The following is a 2,310-nucleotide window of genomic DNA, read 5'->3' as shown; positions in this document are numbered from 1 at the left end:
TCGTCAACGCCCCCGACGCCAAGGTCATGCGGGTCTATGTCGACGACGAGCCGCTCTCGCTCGACATCGCCGAGATCCGCGAGTACGAGCGCGTGCTCGACATGCGCGAGGGCGTCTATCGCCGGCGACTGCTGTGGCGCACGCCCGCCGGCAAGGACGTGCTGATCGAGGACGACCGCATGGTCTCGTTCGACGAGCGCCACCTCGCCGTGATGCGGATGACCGTGACGGTGCTCGACACGGACGCGCCCGTGACCATCAGCTCGCAGCTCGTGAACCGGCAGGACGGCGAGAACGTCTACGGCGGAACGCCCGCGATGATCCGCGGTGCGACGTTCGATCCCCGCAAGACCGACAAGATCAGCGAGCGCGTGCTGCAGCCGCAGGAGTTCTGGCAGGACGGCCTGCGCTCCGCGCTGTCGTACAAGGTCACCGAGTCGGGGATGACGATCGCGGTCGCGAGCGACCACGAGATCCACACCGACAACGACTACGACGTCCGCCTCCTCGTCGAGCCCGACATCGCCAAGCACGTCTTCCGCGTGCAGGCGAAGGCGGGCGTGCCGGTCACCATCACGAAGACCGTGTCGTACCACACCTCGCGCGGCGTGCCCCCGCGCGAGCTCGTCGACCGCTGCCGGCGGACGCTCGATCGCGTCGCCTCGATCGGCATCGACGAGATCTACCGTCGTCAGCGCGCGTGGATGGACGACTTCTGGAGCCGCGCCGACGTCCGGATCGCGGGGCAGGACAGCCTGCAGCAGGCCACCCGCTGGTGCCTGTTCCAGCTCGCGCAGGCGGCCGCCCGTGCGGACGGCTTCGGTGTCTCGGCGAAGGGCGTCACGGGCTCCGGCTACTCCGGCCACTACTTCTGGGACACCGAGATCTACGTGCTGCCGTTCCTTGCCTACACCACCCCGCTGTGGGCGCGGAACGCCATGCGGATGCGCACCCACATGCTGCCGGCGGCCCGGCGCCGCGCGGGTCAGCTGAACGAGGCCGGGGCGCTCTTCCCCTGGCGCACCATCAACGGCGAGGAGGCGTCCGCCTACTACGCCGCCGGCACCGCGCAGTACCACATCAATGCCGACATCGCGTATGCGATCGTGAAGTACGCCCGCGCCACGGACGACTTCGACTTCATCGAGCGCGAGGGCGCCGACGTGCTCGTCGAGACCGCGCGGCTGTGGGCGACGCTGGGCTTCTGGCGCTCGTATCAGGGCATCGAGTCGTTCCACATCCACGGCGTCACGGGGCCGGATGAGTACACGACGGTCGTGAACGACAACCTCTTCACGAACGTGATGGCGCGGTTCAATCTGCGTGCCGCGGCCCGCGCGGTCCGGGACATGGCCGAGCGCAGCCCCGGCGCGTTCCGGCGGCTCGCCGACCGCGTGGCGCTGGACCCGTCGGAGCCCGAGGCGTGGGAGCGCGCGGCGGAGGCCATGCACATCCCGTACAGCGAGAACTTCGGCATCCACCCGCAGGACTCGCTGTTCCTCGAGCGCGAGGTGTGGGACCTCGAGCACACGCCCGAGGAGCAGCGGCCGCTGCTGCTGCACTTCCACCCGCTCGTGATCTACCGCTTCCAGGTGCTGAAGCAGGCGGATGTCGTGCTCGCGCTGTTCCTGCAGGGCAACCACTTCACGGCGGAGGAGAAGCGCGCCGACTTCGACTACTACGACCCGCTGACGACGGGGGACTCGACCCTCTCGGCCGTCGTGCAGGCCATCCTGGCCGCCGAGGTCGGGTATCAGGACCTCGCGCACGAGTACTTCGAGGAGGCGCTGTTCGTCGACCTCGGCGACCTGCACCACAACGCGGCCGACGGCGTGCACGTCGCCTCCGCCGGCGGCGTCTGGACAGCACTGGTCTCGGGCTTCGGCGGCATGCGCGACCACCTGGGCGAGCTGACCTTCGACCCCCGCCTTCCCGAGAGCTGGCCCGAGCTGGCGTACACGCTGCAGTGGAAGGGCCGCACGCTCGACATCGTGCTGCGGCGTGACCACATGCGCGTGACGATGCGCCCCGATGGACCGGGGGGATCCGTCGATCCCGTGCCGTTCGAGGTGCGCGGCAAGGCGTACGTCGCCACCGTGGACGAGCCGACCGTCGTGCTGCTGGCCGACCAGGGGCCCGTGCTGCCGGGTCGACCCACGCTGAGGCCGTTCTCCGAGATGCGGCGCGACGACGGCACCTCGCTCGAGCCGACCGTTCCCGCCCCGATCACCACATCCATCCCCGTGATCACCGGGGCGATGCAGACCGTCAGCGCCGATGTCGACTGAGCCGCTGATCAAGGCCTCCGAG

Annotated in this window: 1 protein-coding gene; it reads left to right on the top strand. The window is 69.6% G+C overall.

Going from position 1 to position 2,310, the window contains the following annotated elements; all coding sequences use genetic code 11:
- The coding region (locus RIF89_RS14085) for a glycosyl hydrolase family 65 protein (RefSeq protein WP_309069707.1) at positions 1-2,288 on the top strand (2,288 nt) is incomplete at its 5' end.
- Positions 2,289-2,310: the final 22 nt, after the last annotated feature.

This window comes from Microbacterium sp., from assembly GCF_031178525.1.
GTDB lineage: Bacteria > Actinomycetota > Actinomycetes > Actinomycetales > Microbacteriaceae > Microbacterium.
The sequence above is the reverse complement of the archived record's forward strand: the minus strand, read 5'-3'. Positions and strand labels throughout refer to the sequence as shown.